The organism is Dermacoccus sp. UBA1591 (assembly GCF_002322065.1).
GTDB lineage: Bacteria > Actinomycetota > Actinomycetes > Actinomycetales > Dermatophilaceae > Dermacoccus > Dermacoccus nishinomiyaensis.
Genome location: NZ_DCNR01000097.1, coordinates 3,964 through 11,026 on the forward strand (window position 1 = coordinate 3,964; position 7,063 = coordinate 11,026).

The 7,063-nt window shown below is 70.1% G+C and carries 7 protein-coding genes; 4 read left to right on the forward strand and 3 right to left on the reverse strand.

The genetic code is table 11. From position 1 onward, the window contains the following. Positions 1–2,015: UvrD-helicase domain-containing protein (locus B2284_RS10945; protein WP_286697515.1), on the reverse strand; the 2,015-nt coding region annotated here is incomplete at its 3' end. A gap of 133 nt (positions 2,016–2,148) precedes the next feature. Between B2284_RS10945 and B2284_RS10950 the strand changes: the two genes are divergently transcribed. Together B2284_RS10950 and B2284_RS10955 are read left to right on the forward strand one after the other, a co-directional pair. Then, positions 2,149–2,826, forward strand: a complete 678-nt coding sequence (locus B2284_RS10950; protein WP_074046143.1) for a DedA family protein — start codon at positions 2,149–2,151, stop codon at positions 2,824–2,826. A 50-nt stretch (positions 2,827–2,876) separates the two neighbouring features. Then, the gene (locus B2284_RS10955) at positions 2,877–3,224 is read left to right on the forward strand and encodes a hypothetical protein (protein ID WP_074040310.1); all 348 of its coding nucleotides are present in this window, start codon (positions 2,877–2,879) and stop codon (positions 3,222–3,224) included. A gap of 134 nt (positions 3,225–3,358) precedes the next feature. Here B2284_RS10955 and B2284_RS10960 read toward each other — a convergent pair whose 3' ends face one another. Together B2284_RS10960 and B2284_RS10965 are read right to left on the reverse strand one after the other, a co-directional pair. Then, on the reverse strand, positions 3,359–4,072 hold the full coding sequence (locus B2284_RS10960; protein WP_006945591.1) for an NUDIX hydrolase: 714 nt from the start codon (positions 4,070–4,072) through the stop codon (positions 3,359–3,361). Continuing rightward, complete coding sequence (locus B2284_RS10965; protein WP_038569097.1) at positions 4,069–5,187, reverse strand: glycosyltransferase family 4 protein; 1,119 nt, start codon at positions 5,185–5,187, stop codon at positions 4,069–4,071. The genes B2284_RS10960 and B2284_RS10965 overlap by 4 nt, the downstream gene beginning before the upstream one ends. 24 nt (positions 5,188–5,211) lie before the next feature. Between B2284_RS10965 and B2284_RS10970 the strand changes: the two genes are divergently transcribed. Further along, positions 5,212–6,081, forward strand: a complete 870-nt coding sequence (locus tag B2284_RS10970) for a PIG-L deacetylase family protein (RefSeq protein WP_083607304.1) — start codon at positions 5,212–5,214, stop codon at positions 6,079–6,081. Between the two features lie 95 nt (positions 6,082–6,176). Continuing rightward, positions 6,177–7,063: lysylphosphatidylglycerol synthase domain-containing protein (locus B2284_RS10975; protein ID WP_286697516.1), on the forward strand; the 887-nt coding region annotated here is incomplete at its 3' end.

Below are 7,063 nucleotides of genomic sequence, written 5' to 3' on the forward strand. Positions count from 1 at the left end.
GCGTCCTTCGGTATCTCGTCCGCGTCGGCCACGAGGGAGACCTGCTCGAGGAAGTCCTCGAGCGTCGCGCCCGGGTAGTTGTCGTCGAACTCGTTGGCGACGGCGACGAGCTCGGCGAGGTTCTCGATGCGCGTCTCGTCCTGAGGATCCTTGCTCGTGCGCAGCTCCTTCAGATACCCCGTGCGCTCGAGGATCGCCTCGATGAGGGGGCCGACGCCGCTACCGGACTCGCGCGTCTGCCGCAGGCTCTCGAGGATCTCGGTGAAGCCCTTGACGGCGCTCACCGACCGCGTCGCGATGCCCGGCGCTTCGTCGGCCCGCGCGAGCGCCTCGATGAATGTGATGCGCTCCCGCTCCGCGAGCGCCCCGAGGCATGCCTCGGCGCGGTCACCGATGCCGCGCTTCGGTGTGTTGAGGATGCGGCGCAGGTTGACGGTGTCGGCCGGGTTCGAGATGACGCGCAGGTACGCGAGCGCGTCCTTGATCTCCTTGCGCTCGTAGAACCGCGTGCCACCGACGACCTTGTACGGCAGGCCGACACGGACGAATACCTCCTCGAGCGCGCGCGATTGAGCGTTCGTCCGGTAGAACACCGCGACGTCCTTGGGCTTGACGCCGTGATCGTCGCCGAGCTTGTCGATCGTGCGCGCGACGAACGCGGCCTCGTCATGCTCGGAATCGGCGACGTACCCGACGATCTTCTCGCCGTCGCCCTGATCGGACCACAGGTTCTTCTTGCGACGCTCCGGGTTGCGCTCGATGACGGAGTTCGCCGCGCCGAGGATGTTCTGCGTCGAACGGTAGTTCTGCTCGAGCAGGATCGTCGTCGCGTTCGGGTAGTCCTCCTCGAACTCGACGATGTTGCGGATCGTCGCCCCACGGAAGGCGTAGATCGACTGATCGGCGTCACCGACGACGCACAGGTCGGCCATGGGGACCGCGCTCGTGGCGCGCGAATCGCCCTCGGCGTCCTGGCTCGCCATGCCGCCCGAGGCGTGCTCACCGCCGGCGAGCTCGCGCACGAGGACGTACTGCGCGTGGTTCGTGTCCTGGTACTCGTCGACGAGGATGTGCCGGAAGCGGCGCCGGTAGTGCTCGGCCACCTGCGGGAACGCCTGCAGGATGGTGACCGTCGTCATGATGATGTCGTCGAAGTCGAGCGCGTTCGCCTGCCGCAGGCGCTGCTGGTAGAGACGGTAGGCCTCGGCGACCTTGCGCTCCTGATCCGTCTCGGCGCGCTTCGCGGCCTCCTCGGCGTCGATCAGCTCGTTCTTCAGGTTGCTCACCTGGAAACTGAACGACTTCGGCGGGTAGCGCTTCGGATCGAGGTCGAGATCGCGCGTCACCATCGCCATGAGGCGCTGACTGTCGGCCGCGTCGTAGATCGAGAACGTCGAGCGCAACCCCACATGCTTGGCTTCACGGCGCAGGATGCGCACGCACGCGGAGTGGAACGTGCTCACCCACATCGCGTTCGCCGCACCCCCGACGAGCTGCTCCACGCGCTCACGCATCTCGGCGGCCGCCTTGTTCGTGAAGGTGATCGCGAGGATCTGGCCGGGCTGCGCGCCACGCGCCGCCATCAGGTAGGCGATGCGATGCGTCAGCACGCGCGTCTTGCCCGAACCGGCGCCCGCGACGATGAGCAACGGCGTCCCGAAGTGCTCGACGGCCTGCGCCTGCTGCGGGTTCATGCCCTCGAGCAGGCTCGCAGGATCGGCCTCGAAACGTCGCGTGCCGCGCCCCGAATCGGGGCGACCCCAGTGCGATCCGCGACCCAGCATCGGCGCGTCGTCGCCCCATGTGCCGGCGTCGGCGGGGGCCTCGTCGGGCGGCGGTTCCTGCAGGGCCCACAACGGGATGCCGGACGCGTCGACCGCCCCCGGATCGACTGCGGCGGCCCCGGGAGCCTCCGTGCTCGGGGTACGCGACGGCGACGCGCCGGTACCGCTCCTGGAGGAGGGACGGGAGGCGTCGGCAGCGGTCAGCGGAAGGTCGTCGAAGAGGCCACTCATGATGAGGCCAGTCTAGGAGTGAGAAGCGACAACCGCTCAGTCGACGAGCGCGGCGGCCGCGCGGCCGAGGACGGCTGCGGGCATCGGGCTCGAGGCGGCAGGGGCGGGCGGCATCGTCGCCTACCCTTGGGGCGTGGATGTTCAGGCGATTCTCGATGCGATTCCGGCCCCGGCCGTCTACGTTCTGACCGGTCTCATCATCCTGCTCGAGAGCGTCGGCATCCCCCTGCCCGGCGAGATCATGCTCGTCACCGCGTCGCTGTTCGCCTCAGGGCCGCACCCGCACGTCAGCATCCACCTCGTCGCACTGGCCGCCATCCTCGGCGCCGTCATCGGCGACTCGATCGGCTACTACGTCGGTCGACACTTCGGTGAGCGCCTGTTCGCGTGGCTCGGCACACGCTTCCCCCATCACGTCAACGACGAGACGATCGGGTACGCCAAGCACGCCTTCCACACCCACGGCATCTGGGCGGTGTTCTTCGGACGCTTCGTCGCGCTGCTGCGCATCTTCGCCGGCCCACTCGCCGGCTCGCTGCACATGAAGTATGCGCGCTTCCTGGCCGCCAACGTGCTCGGCGCCATCTGCTGGGCCGGCGGCACCGCCTACGGCGTCCACTTCCTCGGCAAGATCGCCGAGAAGTGGATGAAGAACTTCTCCTACATCGGGCTCGGCGCCGCCATCGTCCTCGGCATCGTGTTGACGACGGTCGCCCGCAAGCGCATCAGCGCCAACGTCGCCGAGTACGCCGAACGCAAGCGCGCCGCCGGTGAAGAGATCAACCCCGCCGATCCGCGCGCGGTGAGCTGACGGACGCTCACCCGAGCATGGCTGGAGCGACGAACGCCTACCCTTGTGGCATGTCCACGCTCAACGAAATCCTCCTGCTCGTCCACCTGCTCGGCATGGCCGCCATCGTCGGTGGCTTCCTCGCTGTCCTCAAGGCGCCGCGCGCCATCCCCGCGATGGTGTGGGGCGCGCGCCTGCAGCTGCTCAGCGGGCTCGCGATGGTCGGCGTCGCCGAGTCGCAGCACTGGTCGCTCGACCACACGTGGGTCGCGGTGAAGCTCGTCATCGCCCTCATCGTCGCAGGTCTGCTCGAAGTCTCCTCGTCGAAGGAGAAGAAGGGCGACAGCGCCGCGCCGCTCGTCCAGGCCGCCGCTGCGCTCGCCGTCATCAACGTGGTCGTCGCGATCTTCTGGCACTGACCGGCCACCCCGCATGACGAGCGGGTGCGACGACGCATGAGGCGTCGACGCACCCGCTTCGCCGTCGGTGGCCACGCCCCGTCGACGCATCCGGTCGCCGGCTGGGCTCGTGGATGGCTCTGGGTGGCTCGGCGTCAACCTGAGGAGCCGAGCACCTGCCGCACCGATTCGAGCGCCCAGGGAGCCATGCCGCCGCTCGGGTAGCCGTCGGAGGTGGGGTCGACCACGTCGGCCGCCGCGAACCACGCCGCGTGCTGCGTCGAGCCCCCGACGTCGTGGACGGTGGGTTCGCTGGGCTCGTCGCAGCGGGCCGAGTAGATGAGGCGGACGGCGTGGAAGTCCTCGACCATCCCCTCCCTGCCATCGCCGACGCGGTGCGAGGACGAGACGTCCCACAACCGCGCGTCGCTGATGCGCTGCCCGGCCTCCTCCCAAACCTCGCGCGCGGCGGCCGCCTCGGGCGCCTCGCCGGCCTCGACCCCGCCCCCGGGCAGGATCCACAGCCCCGGACGCCCCGTCTCGCGCGACAGCTGCGTCAGCAGCACGCCCCTCTCGCTCGTCACGACCGCGTACGCAGCCAGGCGTTGGCGCACCAGATCGACCGGGCCGGCGGCGCGCGCGACACCCGCGAGGCGATGATGAGCCGCATGCATGCGCGCGACCTCGAACGTCAGCTCGACGCCGTCATGCACGAGTGTCGCCGTGCGTAGGGCGACCGGTTTGAACCCCGCGTCGCGCACCTGACGCCGCGGCGCGATGCCCTGCGCCAACCGGGCACGCAGCACCTCGCGACCGTCCTCCAGACCCCGCACGAAGATCGGGATGTCGGGGACGCCGTCGCCCTTCATCGCGCCGCTCGCAGTGCCGCGGCCCGTGCGTACTCGGCCTCGGCGAGACGGACGACCTGATCCCACGTCTGCGCCGGGCGATGCGTGCGGTTGTACTCGGCCATCGTCCGGCGCAGGTCGGTGTCGAGCGCGAGCCGGATGATGGCCTGCGCGAGGTCGTCGTCATCGCCCGCGAGCAGCCCGTTGACGCCCGAGGTGACGAACTCCGAGACGCCGCTCGTCGACGGCGCGACGACGGGCAGCCCTGACGAGCGCGCCTCGAGCGCCGCGATGCCGAACGACTCGAGCCGCGCCGGTGCGACGTACAGGTCTGAGGCGCGGTAGCGGTCGTGCAGTTGCGCGCGCGTCATGCGTCCTGGCAAGGAGACCCACTCGTGGGCGTCGGCGAGGTCAACGGCGCGCACGAGCTTCGGGCGCAGGTCGCCCTCCCCCGCGATCTCGAGCCGGACGTTCGGTGCCTCGCGGTGCACCGCCTTCATCACCGAGAAGAACTCGAGCGGACGCTTGCGCGTGGCCAGCCGCATCGCCGAGATGACACGCACCTCGTCGCCCGTGCGCGGCTCGCCGGGCGTCCACGCGTCGGCGTCGATGCCGTTCGGCAGCACGACGACCTCGTGGCCGCGGCCGGCCATGTCGCGGATCGGGCGCGCCGCGACCTGCGAGACCGCCGACAACGCAGCGCCGCCCTTGGCCCAGCGGCGTACGAAACCGAGCGGCTTGAGCAGCGGACCGGCCCACGCCATGACGGAGTGCCACGTCACCGCCGTCGGCAGGCCCAGATCGAGGGCGAGGCGGACGGCGTCGAAGGAGAACACGCTGATGACGCCGATGTGCGCGTGGACGACGTCGAAACCGCCTTTCGACAGCGCCAGGCGAAGCTGCGAGACGGCCATCGGATTGAGCGCGACATCGTGCGGCAACCCGAGCGAAAACCGATGCACCGGGATGCCGTCGACGATCTCGAGGCCGCTGTGCTGCTCACGGTGAGCCGGGGTGACGGTGTACGCAACGACCTCGTGCCCCTGCGCCACCAGGCGCTGCGCGAGGTCGTGCACCTGCACCTCGATGCCGCCCAGACGCGGCAGATAGCAGTCGGACACGAGGGCGATCTTCACGGCACGAGTCTTTCATGCGAGAGGATGAAGACGATGATCACCACCCCAGACGGCCAGCCGCGACGCACCCTCGTCGCATTCCATGCCCACCCCGACGACGAGGCGCTGCTCACCTCCGGCACGATGGCAAAGGCCGCGGCGCAGGGGCATCACGTCGTCCTCGTCGTGGCGACGGACGGCGCGCTCGGCCTCGCCGGGTCGGAATACGGAACGCCTGACGAACTCGCGGCGCGACGCTGGGACGAAGTATCGACCAGCGCCCGCGCGCTCGGGGTCGCCCGCTTGGAGACACTCGGCTACGCCGATTCGGGCATGGGCCCGCAGGTGTTTCCCGACCCGCCGGGCAAGCGGCGCTTCGTCACGGTGCCCGTCGAGGAAGCAGCCGAGGCGCTCGCCGTCATCCTGCGCGAGGAGGACGCCGACGTCCTGCTCACCTACGACGCCGCCGGAGGCTACGGCCACCGCGACCACGTGCGCGTCCATGAGGTCGGCGCGCACGCGGCTGAGCTGGCGGGCACGCCGCGCGTACTCGAGGCGACGGCGCCCCGCGACCTGCTCGTGCGCGCGCTGCACCTCGTGGCGCGTTTCTACCGTTTCCCCGACGACTTCGACATGGCCGGCTTCGAACGCGCCTACTCGGCCCGCATGGACATCACTCATCGCGTCAACGTCCTCCGTCAAGCGGGCGCGAAGCGAGCGTCGATGGCGGCGCACACGTCACAGGCGAGTGCTGACGGTGACGCCGACCGCACCCTCGCCGCGTTCCTGCGCATCCCGCGGCCGCTGTACGACATCGTCTTCGGACGCGAATGGTTCCGCGACCCCGCCCACGTCGGCCCCGTCAGCCACGACATCTTCGCAGGGCTGACCGAGCACGAGGACCGCGCCGAGTGATTTCGCCCTCGTCGTCCCGTCAGCCCGGGAGCACCTCGCCTGACGCCTCGTCCGGCCATGGATCCCGTTCCGAGGATTCACCTCTGTCGCCCGCGATGCCGCGTCCCAACGCGTGGCAGAGCGCGCAGGCCGTCATCGGCATCGGCCTGGCCGCGGCGATCCTGTACTGGGGCGTGCCGTGGTTCGGCGAGACGACATGGCCCGAGATCGGGCGGCATCTGCAACTGCTCGGGTGGGCGAGCAGCCTCGAACTGTTCGCGCTCGTCGCGTTCGGGCTGTGGCTCTACACCTTCGCGCTGACCGGCTCCATACCCGGGCTGGGGCACGTCAAGGCGCTCATCGTCAACGTCGCAGGGTCCGCGGCCGGCAACCTCCTCCCCGGCGGTGGCGCGGCCGGCGTCGCCGCGACCTACCTGATGCTGCGCTCCTGGGGGTTTCAGGCCGCAGCGATCTCGACGTCGGTCATCGTCACCGGCGTGTGGAACCTCGTCGCACGCCTCGCGATGCCGCTGCTCGGCGTCGCACTGCTCAGCTCGACGGACGCACTGCCGAAGGGAGTGCGTCGCGGCGCGCTGACCGGCGGAATCGTCGGGCTCGTCATCATCGCCGCGTTCGTCGGCGTGCTGCTCTCCCCCGGTCTGACGCAGCGGTTCGGCGCGTGGCTCGATCGCCGAGTCGGTGAACGTGTGCGACGTCGCCGGCCCGGTTTCGAGATCGAGGCCACGCTCGTCGATCAACGACGCCGTCTGGCGGGCGTGACGGCGCACGGGTGGGAGCCGATGACGGTGGGCGTCGTCGGGTACCTCGCCGTCTACTTCGTGCTGTTCTGGCGGACGATGGAGGCGGTCGGCGTCGACATGCCCCTGAGCAAGTTGTTCGCGGCATACGCCGTCGGGCGCCTGCTGACGACCGTCGGCGTGACGCCGGGCGGCCTCGGCGTGACGGAGGCCGGCACCCTCGCCGTCCTCGTCGCATGGGGCGC